We start from the raw sequence: 15,524 nt of genomic DNA on the forward strand, positions 1-15,524 counted from the left end.
GCTAGGCCCGCGCCTGGGCCCGGACCGAGGCCCGCTCCACTGGCGGGCAGTGGATCTTGGCGGCCCCGTCTGTGGCGGCGTCGATGCCCAGGAGGGTCCGCACACCGGCCGCGCCCAGCTCATAGTGCGGCAGGGACACGGTGGACAGCGGCGGGCGAAGGTGGGCGGCGATGACCTCCTGGTTGTCGAAGCCCACCACGGCCATGTCGTCCGGGATGGACAGGCCCCGCTCCCGCAGGCCGTCGTACAGGCCCATGGCCATCCGGTCGTTGTAGCAGTACACCGCCGTCACGTCGCGCTTGAGGAGTTCCGCGGTTGCCCCGTAGCCGCCCTCCTGGTCCGGATAGGCCTCCATCACCAGCCCGGGATCGAACGCCACCCCGGCATCCTCGAGGGCTTCGCGGTAGCCGGCCAGGCGTCCGTCCTTGGCCGGAGCGGGAATGGTGGCGTTGATGAAGGCGATGCGGCGGTGGCCGTTCCGGAGCAGGATTTCGGTGGCGGAGCGGCCGCCCTGGACCTCGTCCGGAACCACGGCGCGGGTGCCGGGCTCGTCGGAGAAGCAGTTGACCAGGACGAACTCGGCTTCGCGCAGCGGCTCCGGTATCTCGGTCTGCCGGTGGAACCAGGTGGAGTACAGGATGCCGCGCACCTTGTACTCGAGCATCATCTTGATGGCGTCCTGTTCCAGTTCGCCGTTGCCCTCGGTGTTGGCGATGAGCAGGGCGTACCCGTGCTTCCATGCCTCGTCCTGGGCGCCGTGGATGATCTGGCCCGCGAAGGGGGTGGTGGCCACGCCGTCGGCCACGAGCCCGATGAACTTCGAAGTCCCGCTGACCAGCGTCTTGGCCATGGCGTTGGGCCGGTACCCGAGGGTGCGGATGGCGTCCTTGACGCGTTGCCGGGTCTCCTCGGCGATCCGGGCGCTCTTCTTCTTGTTGACCACCAGGGACACGGTGGCCGTGGAGACTCCGGCGGCTTCGGCCACTTCGCGGAGGGTCACCGGATGGGCGCGTTCTGGCATCCGCGGCGGTTGGGCGGTGGGCGCCGGCCCGCCTGGCTTGTTCTCCGTTGACATCTTCTGGCCTCCGTCTGGAGTATATCTGCCTGCCGTGGCCGTCATCCCTTGGTCGCCCCGCTTTCGAGGCCCTGGATCATGGCCTTGTTGAGCACCAGGAACACCAGCAGCAGCGGCGTGATGGTGACGCACACGGCGGCGAAGGTTGCCGTCCAGTCCACCTTGCCCATGGCGCCGATGTAGTTCTGCAGGCCCAGCGGAATGGTCTTCAGCTCCTCGGACAGGACGAACGTGTTGGCGAAGATGAAGTCGTTCCAGATGAAGATGCTGTTGACCAAGACCACCGTGACCACGGTGTTCAGGGACAGCGGCAGGGTGATCAGCCCGAAGATCCGGTAGGGCCCGGCGCCGTCCAGGGAGGCCGCCTCATAGGTTTCCTTGGGGATGTACTCGTAGAACGAGCAGAACAGGTACACGGACATGGGCAGGGAAAACCCGGCCAGCGGGATGATCATGGACTGGTACGTGTCCAGCAGGTTCACCGTGGAGTAGTCGATGAACAGGGGGACCAGGGCGATCTGGACCGGCACGATGATGCCGATCAGGAACAGCCCGCGGACCAGTTTGCTGAGCCGGAAGCCCAGCACCTGGATGGCGTACGCGGCCATCATGCCCAGCAGGACGATGAGCATGTTGGCGCCCATGGTCACCACGAAGCTGTTGAGGATGTTCCGGCCCAGGTCGCCTGTTTCGAATGCCCTGGCGTAGTTGTCCCACGTCAGGGCGCCGGGCAGGGCGAAGGGGTCGCCGGTGGCGAAGTCGTGTTCGGTGCGGAGGCTGGTGAGGAACAGCCACGCGAGCGGGTAGACCTGCACGATCACGATCAGCATGATCAGCACGCGGGACAGGGTCCGGAACAGGTCCGGCCGGCGCCTGCGGCGTGGTGCGGCCGGCGTGGGCGGGACGACGGCGGCGGGCCGGGTGGGCGGGGCTGCCTGGGTGATCATGCGTCTGCCTTCCGCTTGAGCAGGAACAGGATGAGGCCGACGGCGACGAGGCACTCCACCACGATGAACACCGAGATGGTGCTGGCGTAGCCGAAGTCCGTGCTGGTGAACGCGGTCTTGTACATGTAGGTGGTGAGCAGTTCCGAGGACTGGCCCGGACCGCCGTTGGTCATCAGGTAGGGGATGTCGAAGCCGCGCAGCCCGTAGGTGGTGGCCATGATCGTGGTGGTGATCCACACCGGGCGGATGTACGGGAAACGGATCCTGGTGAACAGGGTCCACCGGGAGGCGCCGTCAAGGACCGCGGCTTCCTCCAGCTCCTTGGGCACCGCCAGCAGCGCCGCGTAGATGATGAGCATGTACAGCCCGGTGAAGCGCCAGCCTTCCGGCGCGGACACGGCCGCCAGGACGGTATTGACGTCCGAGAGCCAGGGCCGTTCCAGGCTGCCCAGCCCAATCCAGTGCAGGAGCTGGTTGAGCAGGCCTACCGGCTCCAGCGAGTAGATCCGCACGAAGAGGAAGGCGATGGCCACGGTGGAGATCACGGCAGGCAGCAGGTACAGGGTCTTGATGAGCTCCCGTCCGCGGCGGAGGGAGGTAAGGAGGCTGGCCACCACCAGGGCGCCTCCCAGCTGCAGGACCAGGCAGATGGCCAGGTAGAGGAGGGCGTTCAGGAACGCCCGCCAGAAGATGTCGTCCGCGGTGAACATGCGGAGGTAGTTCTCCAGTCCCACGAATTCCATGTCGCTGATGCCGTTCCAGGAGAAGAAGCTCAGGAACAGGGACTGGAGGATGGGAAAGAGGACGGCCGCGCCGTACAGCAGCAGCGGCGGGAGCAGGAAGACCAGGACTGAGGTCCTCGATCTGTTGGGAAGCATCCTGTTGGGGAGCATGGCTGGCCTTTACTTGAAGAACTTGGGGGCGTTCTGGGCGATGGTGCTGTCCATGGTCTCCGTGAACTGCTGGGGCGTGATTTCGCCCTGGACCAGCAGGACGAGCTCCTGCTGCAGCCGCCCGTTGGTGGTGGGGTCCAGCTGGGTGTCCCAGGGCATGGCCTGCTTGGCGCCCAGGTCCTTGGCCTGGTCCAGCGCCTTCCGGTACAGCGGCGTGGCGTTGGCAGGAATGGCGGTTTCGACGTCGGTGGTGGGGGAGAGTGCCCCGGTGGCGGCGTATTCAGCGGGGTACTTCTGCAGGGCGAACTTAAGGAAGTCGCTCACCAGCGGATCGTAGGTCTTGGCGTTGACCGCCATGCCGATGCCCGACGGGGACACGAACTCGTTGGCCGCCGTCACCGAGCCGGCTGTGGTGGGCAGGGTGAAGAAGTCGATGTCGTCGCGCACGGCAGGGTTGAGCTTGTCCGTGGCCAGGCTGGGCAATTCCCAGGTGCCGATGTTGTACATGGCGGCCTGGCCGGAGGTGAACTGGTTCTGCGCGTCTGAATAGCCCTGCGCGGAGAACCCGTCCTGAAAGCACTTGGCCTTGCCCAGTTCCGCCAGCCAGTTGACGGTCTTCTGTCCTGCGGGGTCGGTGAACTTGGCCTCGCCCTTCTTCAGTTTCTGGACGAACTCCGGTCCGGCTGCCCGGAAGGGCTGGTAGGCGGCGTACCGTTCCAGCGGCCACTGGTCCTGGCCGTCGATGGCAATCGGCGTGATGCCGGCGCCGCGGAGGGCGGTGCACATGGCGGGAATGTCGTCCAGGGACTTGGGCACGGCCACCCCGGCCTTTGCCAGCAGCGCCTTGTTGTACCAGATGTATTCCAGCTCGTACTGGAACGGGATCATGTACAGGGATCCGTCGTCGAACCGCTGGTAGTCCAGGGCCCCGGGGCGGTATTTGTCGTAGATGTCCAGTGTCTTCAGCAGCTTCTCGGCGTCCAGCATCTTGCCCTGCTTTGCCAGCTGCTGCGCGAACGGAGTGGCGTCGGTGTCGAACAGTTCGGGCAGCTTGTTGGCCGCCGCCAGGGTTTCGAGTTTCTGGATGTAGGAGGGGCGGTCCGGGGTGGTGATCAGGTTCAGCTTGAAGCCCGGGTGGTCCTTGCCGTAGTCGTCGGCCAGCTTCTTCATGATGTTGATGACCGCGCCGTCGGCCGGGCGGGACAGCAGCCACGAAATTTCGCGGGGCTTGATCTCGCCGGTGGGGGCGACGTTGGTGGAACTGGTGGAGCTTCCGCCCCCGCAGCCGGTCAGGGCCAGGGCGGTGACTGCTGCGACGGCGGCAGCGCGGAACAGGTTCTTCATTGCGGCAATCTCCCTTGATTGGAGTGGATCATGTGGAACGGGTCGGGTGGAACGGAGGAGTGGTATTTCAGTTGTCGGTGCGCTTGCGTACTTCGAGGTCGGTGACGGTAACGCATCCTTCGCCGGCGAACACGCCTATTGCGCCGGCGGGAAGGTCGTAGATCCGGGTGCTGAGCGCCACCTGGCGGTCCACGACGGCGACGCAGAGGTCCCCGTCCACCACCACTTCCAGCGTGTGCCGGCCGGGTGGAAGGTTGCAGGGGCGTTCGAGTTCGATGGCGAAGGGAACATCGCCGGACACGTGCCACTGGGCGTCGCCGGTGATGGTCCGGGGCCAGCGGTCGAACACCAGGCGCCCGCGCTTCGGTTCGAGGCGGAGGACGTAGGAGCGGTCACCGTCCGGGCTGGAGCGGAGCAGCATTCCGCATTCGGTGGTTCCGGCCTGGATATCGAACACCGCCCTGGCGTGGAACTGGGCGGGCAGGTTGTTGGTGGCGACGGCGGCACCGTAGCCGTCCGGCACGTCCAGCCGGAGGGGCAGCCCGGTTTCAAGCTCCAGCGGCACGTCGTCCCAGAAGCTGTCCACCAGCTCGTCGGCGAACCCGAACGCCAAGGTCCCGTCCGGGTTCTGCCGCGCCTCCAAGACCGCCATGGTGCCCGCCCACTGCCAGGCGCCGTCGTCGGAATTCCCTTCCTTGCTGGCAATCCAGCCGAAGAAGAACCGCCGGCCGTCCCGCTCTGCCGTCTTGGAGGCGTAGAAGGCGCGGCCGTCCACGCTGTCCAGGGCGGGGACGGTCCACGGGCCGGTGGGGCTCTTGGCCATGCGGTACCTGGTGGTGAAGGTTTCGGAGAATTCCGAGTAGACCATGTACCACCAGCCGTTCCATTCAAAGGCGTCGGGGCACTCGTGGGTGATGTAGCGGCGGGGGTCCCAGAACGGGTCCGTGTGCGTCCAGGTCATCAGGTCGGTGGAGACGCACTGGGCGATGACGCCGCGGCGCCGCTCGGGCCCGTCGGAGTGGCGGGCGGCGAGCAGCATCCGCCACAGGCCGGCGGCTTCGTCGCGGAAGACGAAGGGGTCCCGCCAGTCAGCGGATTCATACCCGGTGGGTGCCCCGAAGGTGAGCCCGGGGTGCTTGGTCCAGGTGTCCATGCCGTCCGTGCTGGTGGCGTGCATGACCAGCTGCAGGGGCAGCCCGTCGGTGCCGAGGTTGGCGGGGTTCTGTCCGGTGTAGAACAGGTGGTGCACCCCGGACCCGTCGGCCACGATGCTGCCGGTGTAGCAGTTGAAGTCCGGCTCCTCCGTTGTTCCGTGGGGGAGGGCCACCCCGTGGTCCTGGAACTGGGTGAGGTCCTTGGTGGTCACCAGGTTCCAGGCGGTGCCCGGCTTGGGTTCGGCCCGGACTTCGTGAAGGTAGAACAGCCAGAACTCGCCGTCCTTCTGGAAGGGGATAAGGTCTCCAACCCAGGCATCGGCGGGCTGGAAGAAGACGGGATAGCTCATCGGCGGTGATGTCCATTTCTGCTAAAGCGTTTGATCACCACGAAGGTAGCGTGGAATGCGCCACTTGATCAAGCGTTTTAGCAAAAATACTTTCCCCGGTCGTTTTCGGCCGCATTGGGACGGGTGCCATTTTGCTGAAACGCTTGACCAGTCGAGTGGATGGACATTACCCTCTCCAGCTAAAGCGCTTAAGCACGGCGGTGAGTCCTGGGCTGACGAGGGTCCCGGCGCCGTCGAGCGCCCCGGCGATGACGCCGGCCATGAGAGGAAGTCAACGATGACCCACGCCCTGTCCCGCCGCCACGTCCTGCAAGGTTCAGGAGCAGGCGCGCTCGCCCTGTTCCTGGGCAACGGACTGACCGTCCCCGCGCGCGCCCAAACCTCACTGCGGGCCGCCTACCACATGACTCCGCCGTCGGGCTGGCTCTGCGACCCGCAGCGTCCGGTTCACCTGGACGGCACCTACCACCTCTACTACCTGCATTCCGAGCAGAACAACGGCCCCGGTGGCTGGGACCACGCCACCACCGCGGACGGTGTGGCCTTCACGCACCACGGGGTTGCCCTTCCACTGCAGCCGGACTTTCCTGTCTGGTCCGGCTCCGCAGTGGTGGATACGGGCAATACCGCAGGCTTCGGAACCGGTGCCGTCGTTGTGCTGGCAACGCAGCCCACGGGCGGCATCCGCAAGTACCAGGAGCAGTACCTCTACTGGTCAACGGACGGCGGCTACACCTTCACCTCCCTGCCCGAACCGGTCATTGCCAACACCGACGGGCGTACGGCCGTTACCCAGGCGGAAATTGAAAATGCGGAATGGTTCCGCGACCCGAAGATCCACTGGGACGCGGCCCGCGGGGAGTGGGTGTGCGTGATCGGCCGGGCGCGCTACGCTGCCTTCTACACGTCGGTGAACCTGCGGGACTGGCAGCTGAAGCGCAACTTCGACTACCCCAACCACGCGCTGGGCGGCATCGAGTGTCCGGACCTGTTCCAGATAAAGGCCGACGACGGGACCTGGCATTGGGTGCTTGGCGCCAGCATGGATGCGTACAGCATCGGGCTGCCCATGACCTACGCCTACTGGACGGGAACCTGGGACGGTAACCAGTTCCTTGCCGACGACGTGGACAATCCGCAATGGCTGGACTGGGGCTGGGACTGGTACGCGGCGGTGACCTGGCCTGCGGCCGAAGCACCGGAGACGCGCCGCTACGCCGTTGCCTGGATGAACAACTGGAAGTACGCCGCCCGGGATGTCCCCACCGATGCCACGGACGGGTACAACGGACAGAACTCGGTGGTGCGCGAACTGCGCCTGGAGCGCCAGGCAGGGGGCTGGTACAGCCTGCTGAGCAGCCCCGTCAGGGCGCTCGCCGGGTATGCCACGGCCACCACCGGGCTCCCGGACCGGACCGTGGAGGGGAGTGCCGTCCTGCCCTGGAACGGCCGCGCCTACGAGCTGGAGCTCGACATCTCATGGGAGGCGGCCACGAATGTGGGGGTCTCCGTTGGCCGCTCGGCGGACGGGACCCGCCACACGAACATCGGCAAGTATGGGGCCGAACTGTACGTTGACCGGGCGCCCTCGGACCTCCCCGGCTACTCGCTGGTGCCCTGCACACGGGCGGCGGCGCCCATCGACCTCAACGCCAAGTCCGTCCACCTGCGCGTCCTGGTGGATACCCAGAGCGTGGAAGTGTTCGTTAACGCCGGCCACACTGTTCTGTCGCAGCAGGTGCACTTTGCGGACGGCGATACCGGCATCTCGCTGTACACCGACGGCGGCCCGGCCATCTTTTCCGGCATCACCATCCGGGAACTGGCGGCCCCCGCGTGAAGGGCTAGGCCAGCGCGTCGAGGGTGACCCCGGTGTGGTCCGCAAGGCGGGCCAGGAGGGCGTCCTGGAACCGGGGGTCGGTGGCCGCCGGATGCGGCGTTTGCCGGTGCTGGTGGTACCAGTAGCCCCCGCTGGCCAGGGCCCCGGGATCATCACTGGTGGCCAGCCACTCCTGGGTCCGGTGCCCCAGTTCCAGGTCATCCGGAGCTGACCGGCCGCCCATCCGCGTGGGTACCCAGCCGGGGTCGACGGCGTTGCTGGCGACATGCGGGACAAGGCGGGCCAGCGCTGCCGACAACGCAGTGACGTGCAGCTTCGTTGTGGAGTAGGAGGCCGTCGTCGTCCGTCCTGCCCAGTCCAGGCCGTCCAGGCCGATGCTGCCGCCGCGGTGCATGCCGCTGCTGAGGTAGATGAGCCGGCGCGGGCCGGGAATGATGGCGGTGAGCAGGTACGGGGCCACCACGTTCACCGGGAGCAGGGCCGCACCGTTGAGTACGCCCGCGTTGTGGATGACCGCGTCGATGCCGCCGATCGCGTTGGCCTGGTCCGCGATCTGCCGGACTTCCTGTGCAACCGCGAGGTCACCGGTGACGCAGTGCGCCCCGCGGTCCAGCAGGTGCTGCACCGCGGGGACGCGCCGGGAGGACCGCGCATGCACGATCACGTCGTGGCCGTCCTGCAGCAGCGTCTCCGCCGCGGCCAGGCCAAGCCCGTCGGTGGATCCGGTGATGAAAACGCGTGCCATGCGCGGCCCTCCCTTGTTCCTGGGTTTGTACCCAGTATCACGGTGTCAGACGGCGTCGGTGGGGGCGGCGCGGTGGTCAATCGCAGCTGTCAGGTCGTCGATGCGCTCCATGGCTCCGTTGAGTTTCTCGACGGCGGCCCACAGGTCCGGATGCTGTTCCCGGACCTGATCCAGGGTTGCACCGGCGGACCGCAGTGACCCGAGGTCAAAGCTGACGTTGGTGCGTGCCCCGGCAACGGCAGCCCGAAGGGCGCCGAACGCGACGACGACATCGGCCACGAGCGACCGGTTGCCGTTTGTTGCCAGCCAGCCCAGGTCGTCGATGGCCCCGATGGCCCGTTCGCCCAAGAGGGCGGAGGACGCCGCGGCTTCCAGCGACGCGGAACGGATCGCCTCGTCCCGCTCCGGGCCCGGGTCCAGCCGGAAGGCGGCGCCGAACGCCTTGGAAGCGGACGCGTCGTCATCTGCCAGCCGCAGGGCTTCCTGGCGCAGTGCGTGCGCCCGGGCGCGTATCCGGGCCGGCTCCCCGCCGTCGTCCCCGCTGTAGCCGGCCACCATGGACGTCAGCGAGGCGGCGACGGCGAGCATCAGCCCTGTCCCCGCCCCTCCGCCGGGTGAGCCTGTGGATTCCGCCAGCGCGCGCGTCCACTCTTCCACCGTTGACCCTTGGGTGGTCACTACAGGTTCCTCCATGCCAGGGACCGTGCCCAGAAAAGTGAGGGGCTAAACGGCAGGGCACGGCGGCACCGCGCGCTTCTGGCCCGGTTTTGATGGGCCTGGCCGCGGAAACACGGGGCTCTTGCGGCGATCCGGGCCGCTAAAGTGGGCCAGTGTGACGCGACGCTACCGCCATGACTACGGCGACGACCCCAGCCAGTGGGGCGAACTCTTCCTTCCCGATCTTCCGGTTGGCGGGAGGCACCGGGGCGTGGTGGTGGTCATCCACGGCGGGTACTGGCGCTCCACTTACGGGGCCGAACTGGGGGAGCCGCTGGCCAAGGACCTGGCGGAACACGGCATGGCGGCCTGGAACCTCGAGTACCGGCGTGCCGGCAACGGCGGCGGCTGGCCGGGCACCTTCCAGGACATCCTGGCCGGCATCGACAAGCTGGCCGACCTGGCAGCACCGCACGCGCTGGACCTGGGCAGAGTAGTGGCGCTGGGCCATTCCGCCGGCGGGCACCTGGCGGTGTGGGCGGCAGGCAGGAACAGGCTGGACGGGCTCGGACCCGCAGAGGGCAGCCAGGTGGAAAACAGCACGGACGGCGTCCGCCTCACCGGGGTGGTGAGCCAGTCGGGGGTCCTCAACCTGGGCGGGGCCGAGCGGCTCAGCCTCAGCGATGGTGCGGTGGCAAACCTGCTGGCCGGGCCGTCGTCGGAATTTCCCGGACGCCACCGCATGGCCGACCCCATGGCCGCGCTGCCGCTGGACGTTCCCGTCTATGCCGTCCACGCGCTGGGGGACGACGACGTCCCCCTCAGCATGTCCACCACCTATGTTGAGGCCAGCCAGGCCGGACCCGTGCCGGCACAGCTGGTCAGGGTGCCGGGGGACCACTTCGCCCTGATCGACGTCACGGCGGAGGCGTATCTCACGTGCCGGGAACTGGTGGGCCGGCTGCTCCGCTGACACGAACTGCTGACCGGTCCGCTTTCTGGCAGAGTATGACCATGCTCACAGTGATCGGCGAAGGCCTTGTTGACGTTGTCCAGCGCGCCTCCGGAATTGAGGCCCATGTGGGCGGCAGCCCGCTGAACGTTGCCGTGGGCCTGGCCCGGCTGGACCATCCGGTGCAGTTCATCGGCCGCTACGGCCGGGACGCGTACGGCGATTCGGTGGCTGCCCACCTGCGCGCCAGTTCCGTCATGCTGCCGGTACCGCCGGATGAGTTGCCCACCAGCGTGGCCACCGCGTTGATTGACGACGACGGCGCCGCCACCTACACGTTCGACCTCACCTGGGAGCTCCCTGGCCTCGCGGACCGGCTCGGCTTCATGCTGCAGGGCACCACGCTGCTGCACACGGGTTCGATCGCCACGATGCTGATGCCTGGTGCCACCGAAGTCCTGGCCGCCGTCGAGTACGCCCACCCCTCGGCCACCATCAGCTTCGATCCCAACTGCCGGCCCAGCATCATCACCGACGTGGACTTCGCGCGGCGGCAGGCGGAGAAGTTCGTCACCCTGGCGGACGTGGTCAAGGCCTCGGACGAGGACCTGGAATGGCTTTATCCGGGGCAGGACGTCCTGGACTCGGCGCGGAAGTGGCTGGCCCTGGGAGGCTCGGAGGGGCCGGCGCTTGTGGTGGTGACCCGGGGCGCGGATGGGCCGTGGGGAGTGTGCCGCGCCGGCGAAGCGTCCGTTCCCGCACCGAAAGTTGACGTGGCGGACACCGTGGGGGCGGGGGATTCCTTCATGGCGGCGCTGCTGTCTGGCCTGGTGGACCGGGACCTGGACGGCGCGCAGAACCGCGGGGCGCTGCGCGACCTGCCCGCCGAAGGGCTGGCCGAACTGTTGGCCCATGCCGCCAAGGCCGCTGCCGTCACGGTCTCTCGGCCCGGCGCCAACCCGCCGACGCGGGCTGAGATGGACCGGCTGGGAACGGGCGAAGAGGGTTAGGAGTCGAATCGGCTGCTCCGCAAGTGCCGTTCTGAGTACTCAAAAGGACACCTGCGGAGCAACCGATGGAGGGAGGGCCTACTCCTTGCCAAGCCCCGCTGCCGAGGTCTTCCCGTCCGAGACGCTGTTGAGGGCCCGCAGATCGAAGATGCCGTTGATGTCCGCCTGCTTGGTGGTGCCGGCAGTCACGCCGTCGGCCAGGAGCTTCTGGTAGGTTCCGGCGAGCGGGTCCACGGTGAAGACGATGTTCTTCAGTGAACGGTCGATGACGTCGGCCTTCAGTTCGGCCCCGGCGGCTTCCTTGAGCGCGGCGTTGATGGCAGTTGCCTTTTCGTTGGCCGGTGCCGCGTTCAGCCACTCGACCGACTTCACATGCCCCTTCAGGAGTGCCCTGACGGTGTCCGGATGGTCGGCGGCGAACTTCCGGTTCACGATCAGGATGGTGGTGGGGAACTCGCCCGGCTTGCCGGACAGTGTGCCATCCCACAGGTCCTTTTCATCGACCAGGACCTTCGCTCCGGCCGTCAGCACCAGCCGTGACGCCCACGGTTCAGGCAACCACGCGCCGTCGAGCTTGCCGTCCTGGAACAGCTTTAGGGTCTGGGCGTTCTCGGTGGGATTGATGGCCACGTCCCCGCTGCCGTCCACGTTGGTCTTGTAGCCCTGGGTGGCAAGCCAGGCCCGGAGGGCGACGTCCTGCGTGCCGCCGAGCTGCGGCGACGCGAGCGTCCTGCCCTTCAGGTCTGCAGCGGAGCCGATTTCCGGCTTGACCACCAGCTGTGCGCCGCCGGCCGCGGCACCGGCGATGATGTTGACGGATTCGCCCTGGCTCTTCACGAAGGAGTTGATGGCCGGGTTCGGGCCGATGTAGGTGGCGTCGATGGCGCCGGCGTTCAGCGCTTCGATGGCTGCGGGGCCGGCGTTGAACACCTGGGTGCTGAGCTTGGTGCTGCCCAGTTCATCGGCGATGAAGCCCTTGCTGACCCCTACCAGGGCGGGGGCGTGGGTGACGTTGCCGAAGTAGCCAAGCTTCAGCTCGGCCGCCGGGTTGCCGGCGGGCGCCACGTCGGCTGCCGGTGCAGCGGTGCCGTTGTTGACGGCGGAGGCGACGGCGGCACCCCCGCCGATCAGGGCCAGCGCGGCTGCCGCGATGCCGATTTTGAGGCCGAGCGGGCGCTGGGGCTTGGCTGACCCGCCGGCGATGATGCGGGTGGATGCTTGCTGGTTTTGCGGACTCTTGTCCTGCGGGTTTGCCATGGGGAAATCCTTTGCTGGGGCTGATGCTGAGACGAGATTACGGAGCGCCCGGCGGCCCCACAATCATTCGTGTCGCAGTGGTTCACGGGGAGACGCGAAGCCTCAATGCGGCGTAGCAGGGCGTTAAAAATCGTCGCGGAGCGTCTTGATTCGGCCCTCCTGGTGCCCCTACGCGGCCTTCACCAGGGGGAGCTCGTCCCAGTGCGTGGTGTAACGGGGCGAACGCATGTCCCGCTTCATGGTCCAGTCCAGGCCCGACTTGATGCCCGCATGCCCCAGCCCGATGGACCCCCGTCCAAACCGGCGGCTCACATCCTCAAGCAATGGCCCGATGCCGCGTTCCTCGTGCCGGTTCTCGAACAGTTCGAGCGGGGGCTGGTTTCCCGTGGGCCGCAGGTCGGTGAGCATCAGGCCCGCTTTGGCATATTTCAGTCCATCCCGGATATTGGGCAGCAGCGCGTGGGCGGCTTTGGTGAGCAGGAGTGGATCCGCGGTGGGCATGGGCAACGAGACGCAGACCGAAGGGTAGGCCTGTTCGTAATCCCTGAAGGGGGACGTGGCAGCGAAGGCCGTCAGCACTTTCGCCTGCAGTCCGTGCTTGGACAGCCTGGCGCTCGCCTGCTGCCCGTAGATGCTCAGAACCTCGCGCAGGCCGGCGGCGGTGGTCACGGGAGTGGCGAAGGAACGGGAAAATATCAGCTGGTCGCGGCCGACGCGCTCCTCCTCCATGGGAATGCACGGGGTGCCGCGCAGTTCCAGGACGGTGCGCATCAGCACCACCGAAAACTTGTCCCTGATCGCCACCGGATCCGCCCGGACCAGGTCCAGCACGGTGAAGATGCCCAACACGTTGAGCCGCTTCATCAGCCGCCCGGCAATGCCCCACACCTCGTCCACCGGCAACCGGCCCATGAGGGCCTCGCGAACGTCGGCCGGGACCGACTCCCAGAGGCAGACCCCGCCAAAAGCGGCGTTGTTCTTGGCCCACTTGTTGCAGAGCTTTGCCAGGGTCTTGGTGGGGGCGATGCCCACGCAGACCGGCACCCCCACGTGCCGCCGCACGGCCTCTTTCATCCTGCGGCCCAGGGCCAGCAGCTCGTCGGGTTTTCCCTTCACGCCCAGGAACGCTTCGTCGATGCTGTAAACCTCCAGCCACGCCGAGTACCTGCCCAGCAGCTCCATCACCCGGGAGCTGATGTCCCCGTAGAGCTCATAGTTGCTGGACTTCGCCACCAGGCCCCACTCCTTGGCCCGCGGCGCGAGCTTGAACCAGGGCTCGCCGGTGGCGATGCCCAGGGCCTTCGCCTCGGGGGAGCGCGTCACCGCGCAGCCGTCATTGTTGGACAGCACCACCAGCGGGCGGCCCTCCAGGGAGGGGTCGAAGGCGCGCTCCGCGGAGGCGTAGAAGCAGTTGACATCCACGTGGGCGATCTGCGGCATCCGCCGCATGAGCACCGGCTTAGGCATGCTGCTCCTCAAACGTGGAATATCTCAGACATGGTGCAGGCACCTGGTGGCGACACCCCAGATGGTCAGCTCGGACAGGGCGGGGACGTGGATATCCGGATATTTGGGGTTCTCCGCCTGCAGCACCACGCCGGTGCCGGTGATGCGGAGGCGCTTAACCGTCAGCTCCCCGTCCAGCACCGCAATCACCACACACCCGTCCTTCGGCTCCAGTGCCCGGTTCACGATCAGTTCGTCACCGTCGCTGATGCCGGCGCCCTCCATGGAGTCCCCGGTGACCCGGACCACGAAGGTGCTGGTGATGTCCTTGATGAGGTGCGCGTTCAAGTCGATCCGCCCGTCAAAGTAGTCCTGCGCAGGAGACGGAAACCCTGCCGCCACCGCCACGGGGGAGATCAGCACCGAGAACAACGAGGCGCCCGCATCTATCACGCGGGGACCGATAATAACGCCCACAACACACCCTTATTCGAATATATGTTCGATAGTTTCAGTGTAGACCCGGAGGCTGACAACGGCACCACCCCGGCCGTCCCTGGACAGCCCGCGGACCCGAAGCGGCCGCCCCGGCGGCGACGGTGCGCAAACCCCCACGTAGACTGGCATCATGCGGCTGGTAGCAAGCGATATTGACGGAACGATCCTTGGGCACGACGGAAAAATCAGCCCCCGCACCATCCGCGCCTTCCACGCCTGCCGCGATGCCGGCGTCGAGCTCGTGTTTGTCACGGGCCGTCCGCCGCGCTGGCTGCACCCCCTCGAGGAGCAGCTGGGCCACACGGGACGGGTGATCTGCTCCAACGGTGCCGTGGTCTGGGACCTGGAGACGGACCGCCTGGTCTCCGCCCGCACCCTGGCGATCCACACCGTCCTGGAGGTCCGCGGCATCATCAAGGCGCTCCGCCCCGCGGCCCTGTTCGCAGCGGAAACGCTCACCGGATTCCATCTGGAACCGGGCTTCATCGAAAACGAATCCAGCGAGCTGCTGGCCGAATTCACCCCGGCCCCGCTGAAGGACACGCTCACCAGTGACGATTCGGTGGTCAAATTCCTTGCCATCGTCCGCGACGGCACACCCGATGATTTCCTCGCCGAGGTGGCACCCGCCGTCGAGCACCTGGCCGCGACGACCCACTCCTCGCCCGGCGTTGCCATGCTGGAACTCTCCCTGCCGGGTGTCAACAAGGCCGTTACCCTGGCCGAGTACGCTTCGGGGCTGGGCATTGACGCCGCGGATGTGGTGGCCTTCGGCGACATGCCCAATGACATCGAGATGCTCCGGTGGGCGGGTCACGGCTATGCCATGGCCAGCGGCCATCCGGAGGCCATCCGCGCGGCGGGGCAGCAGGCACCGCATTTTGACGACGACGGCGTGGCCCAGGTTTTGGAGGCGCGGCTCGCCTCCCTGGGCGTCCAGTTTTCCTGACCGCAGCAGCCCCCCGTATTCACAGCTGCCGCTCACCTGGCGTTTACCTTCGCCCCCTAGCGTGAACCATGGAAAGCAGGCACTACTTACGCCGGCTCATAGGGGGCAACCATGGCAAGGAACGTCAAACAGCACATGGCCGATGGGCCGCACCGGCCAGCAACCCCGGCTCCGCACTGGAAGCAGCTGCGCCAGGGCGACCGGGTCCGCGTCCTGCTTTCTCCCGGTTTTGAGGCGGGCGGCGTGGTGGACACCATCACCGCCGACCACACGGCAGTCTGGGTCCACCTGGACGGCGGCCGCGGCCGGACGCTCCTGCACTGCGGCGACGGGGTGGACATTGTGCCATGCGGGGAAACCGACTGCGCTGACTGACCCGCCGGCCCCAACCCCGCGCGGCTCGGGTA

At 67.1% G+C, this 15,524-nt stretch carries 15 protein-coding genes; 5 read left to right on the forward strand and 10 right to left on the reverse strand.

Translation table 11 applies throughout. From position 1 onward, the window contains the following. Nucleotide 1 precedes the first annotated feature (1 nt). From LDO86_RS00590 to LDO86_RS00610, 5 genes are all read right to left on the reverse strand, one after another. The gene (locus LDO86_RS00590) at nucleotides 2–1,075 is read right to left on the reverse strand and encodes a LacI family DNA-binding transcriptional regulator (protein ID WP_224084189.1); all 1,074 of its coding nucleotides are present in this window, start codon (nucleotides 1,073–1,075) and stop codon (nucleotides 2–4) included. A 41-nt stretch (nucleotides 1,076–1,116) separates the two neighbouring features. Then, on the reverse strand, nucleotides 1,117–2,022 hold the full coding sequence (locus LDO86_RS00595) for a carbohydrate ABC transporter permease (RefSeq protein ID WP_224084190.1): 906 nt from the start codon (nucleotides 2,020–2,022) through the stop codon (nucleotides 1,117–1,119). After that, nucleotides 2,019–2,900 (reverse strand): sugar ABC transporter permease, encoded by an 882-nt coding sequence (locus LDO86_RS00600; protein ID WP_056388621.1) that lies wholly within the window; start codon nucleotides 2,898–2,900, stop codon nucleotides 2,019–2,021. Before LDO86_RS00600 ends, LDO86_RS00595 begins: the two co-directional genes overlap by 4 nt. A gap of 24 nt (nucleotides 2,901–2,924) precedes the next feature. Continuing rightward, nucleotides 2,925–4,259, reverse strand: a complete 1,335-nt coding sequence (locus LDO86_RS00605) for an extracellular solute-binding protein (protein ID WP_018770335.1) — start codon at nucleotides 4,257–4,259, stop codon at nucleotides 2,925–2,927. A gap of 67 nt (nucleotides 4,260–4,326) precedes the next feature. Beyond that, entirely contained in the window at nucleotides 4,327–5,763 is a 1,437-nt protein-coding gene (locus tag LDO86_RS00610; protein ID WP_223993258.1) for a glycoside hydrolase family 32 protein, read from the reverse strand. Between the two features lie 277 nt (nucleotides 5,764–6,040). On the opposite strand from LDO86_RS00610, the gene LDO86_RS00615 reads away from it, so the two are divergent. Further along, nucleotides 6,041–7,603, forward strand: coding sequence for a glycoside hydrolase family 32 protein (locus LDO86_RS00615; RefSeq protein WP_223993260.1), 1,563 nt, complete (start codon nucleotides 6,041–6,043; stop codon nucleotides 7,601–7,603). Between the two features lie 4 nt (nucleotides 7,604–7,607). On the opposite strand, the gene LDO86_RS00620 is transcribed toward LDO86_RS00615, so the two are convergent. Both LDO86_RS00620 and LDO86_RS00625 read right to left on the reverse strand, forming a co-directional pair. Next, complete coding sequence (locus LDO86_RS00620; protein WP_223993262.1) at nucleotides 7,608–8,348, reverse strand: SDR family NAD(P)-dependent oxidoreductase; 741 nt, start codon at nucleotides 8,346–8,348, stop codon at nucleotides 7,608–7,610. Between the two features lie 45 nt (nucleotides 8,349–8,393). Next, complete coding sequence (locus LDO86_RS00625) at nucleotides 8,394–9,041, reverse strand: cyclodeaminase/cyclohydrolase family protein (protein ID WP_224084191.1); 648 nt, start codon at nucleotides 9,039–9,041, stop codon at nucleotides 8,394–8,396. A gap of 139 nt (nucleotides 9,042–9,180) precedes the next feature. Here LDO86_RS00625 and LDO86_RS00630 point away from each other — a divergent pair, with 139 nt between their 5' ends. Then, nucleotides 9,181–9,978 (forward strand): alpha/beta hydrolase, encoded by a 798-nt coding sequence (locus LDO86_RS00630; protein ID WP_224084192.1) that lies wholly within the window; start codon nucleotides 9,181–9,183, stop codon nucleotides 9,976–9,978. Between the two features lie 41 nt (nucleotides 9,979–10,019). Further along, nucleotides 10,020–10,967: a carbohydrate kinase gene (locus tag LDO86_RS00635; RefSeq protein WP_224084193.1), complete on the forward strand. Its 948-nt coding sequence runs from the start codon at nucleotides 10,020–10,022 to the stop codon at nucleotides 10,965–10,967. A 78-nt stretch (nucleotides 10,968–11,045) separates the two neighbouring features. On the opposite strand, the gene LDO86_RS00640 is transcribed toward LDO86_RS00635, so the two are convergent. From LDO86_RS00640 to umuD, 3 genes are all read right to left on the reverse strand, one after another. Beyond that, the gene (locus LDO86_RS00640; protein ID WP_223993339.1) at nucleotides 11,046–12,224 is read right to left on the reverse strand and encodes an ABC transporter substrate-binding protein; all 1,179 of its coding nucleotides are present in this window, start codon (nucleotides 12,222–12,224) and stop codon (nucleotides 11,046–11,048) included. A 168-nt stretch (nucleotides 12,225–12,392) separates the two neighbouring features. Continuing rightward, the gene (locus tag LDO86_RS00645; protein WP_186447809.1) at nucleotides 12,393–13,691 is read right to left on the reverse strand and encodes a Y-family DNA polymerase; all 1,299 of its coding nucleotides are present in this window, start codon (nucleotides 13,689–13,691) and stop codon (nucleotides 12,393–12,395) included. A 24-nt stretch (nucleotides 13,692–13,715) separates the two neighbouring features. Continuing rightward, nucleotides 13,716–14,147: a translesion error-prone DNA polymerase V autoproteolytic subunit gene (umuD, locus tag LDO86_RS00650; protein ID WP_018770326.1), complete on the reverse strand. Its 432-nt coding sequence runs from the start codon at nucleotides 14,145–14,147 to the stop codon at nucleotides 13,716–13,718. 151 nt (nucleotides 14,148–14,298) lie between these two features. Here umuD and LDO86_RS00655 point away from each other — a divergent pair, with 151 nt between their 5' ends. Both LDO86_RS00655 and LDO86_RS00660 read left to right on the forward strand, forming a co-directional pair. Continuing rightward, nucleotides 14,299–15,117, forward strand: coding sequence for a Cof-type HAD-IIB family hydrolase (locus tag LDO86_RS00655; protein ID WP_018770325.1), 819 nt, complete (start codon nucleotides 14,299–14,301; stop codon nucleotides 15,115–15,117). A 111-nt stretch (nucleotides 15,118–15,228) separates the two neighbouring features. Beyond that, nucleotides 15,229–15,492, forward strand: coding sequence for a hypothetical protein (locus LDO86_RS00660; RefSeq protein ID WP_018770324.1), 264 nt, complete (start codon nucleotides 15,229–15,231; stop codon nucleotides 15,490–15,492). Nucleotides 15,493–15,524: the final 32 nt, after the last annotated feature.

The sequence above is a fragment of the Arthrobacter sp. StoSoilB19 genome, from assembly GCF_019977275.1.
Lineage (GTDB): Bacteria > Actinomycetota > Actinomycetes > Actinomycetales > Micrococcaceae > Arthrobacter.

What these genes read in the sequence shown, in the direction of transcription:
- LDO86_RS00590 (WP_224084189.1), bottom strand. Translation starts at nt 1,075, where the DNA reads ATGTCAACGGAGAACAAGCCAGGCGGGCCGGCGCCCACCGCCCAACCG.
- LDO86_RS00595 (WP_224084190.1), bottom strand. Translation starts at nt 2,022, where the DNA reads ATGATCACCCAGGCAGCCCCGCCCACCCGGCCCGCCGCCGTCGTCCCG.
- LDO86_RS00600 (WP_056388621.1), bottom strand. Translation starts at nt 2,900, where the DNA reads ATGCTTCCCAACAGATCGAGGACCTCAGTCCTGGTCTTCCTGCTCCCG.
- LDO86_RS00605 (WP_018770335.1), bottom strand. Translation starts at nt 4,259, where the DNA reads ATGAAGAACCTGTTCCGCGCTGCCGCCGTCGCAGCAGTCACCGCCCTG.
- LDO86_RS00610 (WP_223993258.1), bottom strand. Translation starts at nt 5,763, where the DNA reads ATGAGCTATCCCGTCTTCTTCCAGCCCGCCGATGCCTGGGTTGGAGAC.
- LDO86_RS00615 (WP_223993260.1), top strand. Translation starts at nt 6,041, where the DNA reads ATGACCCACGCCCTGTCCCGCCGCCACGTCCTGCAAGGTTCAGGAGCA.
- LDO86_RS00620 (WP_223993262.1), bottom strand. Translation starts at nt 8,348, where the DNA reads ATGGCACGCGTTTTCATCACCGGATCCACCGACGGGCTTGGCCTGGCC.
- LDO86_RS00625 (WP_224084191.1), bottom strand. Translation starts at nt 9,041, where the DNA reads ATGGAGGAACCTGTAGTGACCACCCAAGGGTCAACGGTGGAAGAGTGG.
- LDO86_RS00635 (WP_224084193.1), top strand. Translation starts at nt 10,020, where the DNA reads ATGCTCACAGTGATCGGCGAAGGCCTTGTTGACGTTGTCCAGCGCGCC.
- LDO86_RS00640 (WP_223993339.1), bottom strand. Translation starts at nt 12,224, where the DNA reads ATGGCAAACCCGCAGGACAAGAGTCCGCAAAACCAGCAAGCATCCACC.
- LDO86_RS00645 (WP_186447809.1), bottom strand. Translation starts at nt 13,691, where the DNA reads ATGCCTAAGCCGGTGCTCATGCGGCGGATGCCGCAGATCGCCCACGTG.
- LDO86_RS00655 (WP_018770325.1), top strand. Translation starts at nt 14,299, where the DNA reads ATGCGGCTGGTAGCAAGCGATATTGACGGAACGATCCTTGGGCACGAC.
- LDO86_RS00660 (WP_018770324.1), top strand. Translation starts at nt 15,229, where the DNA reads ATGGCAAGGAACGTCAAACAGCACATGGCCGATGGGCCGCACCGGCCA.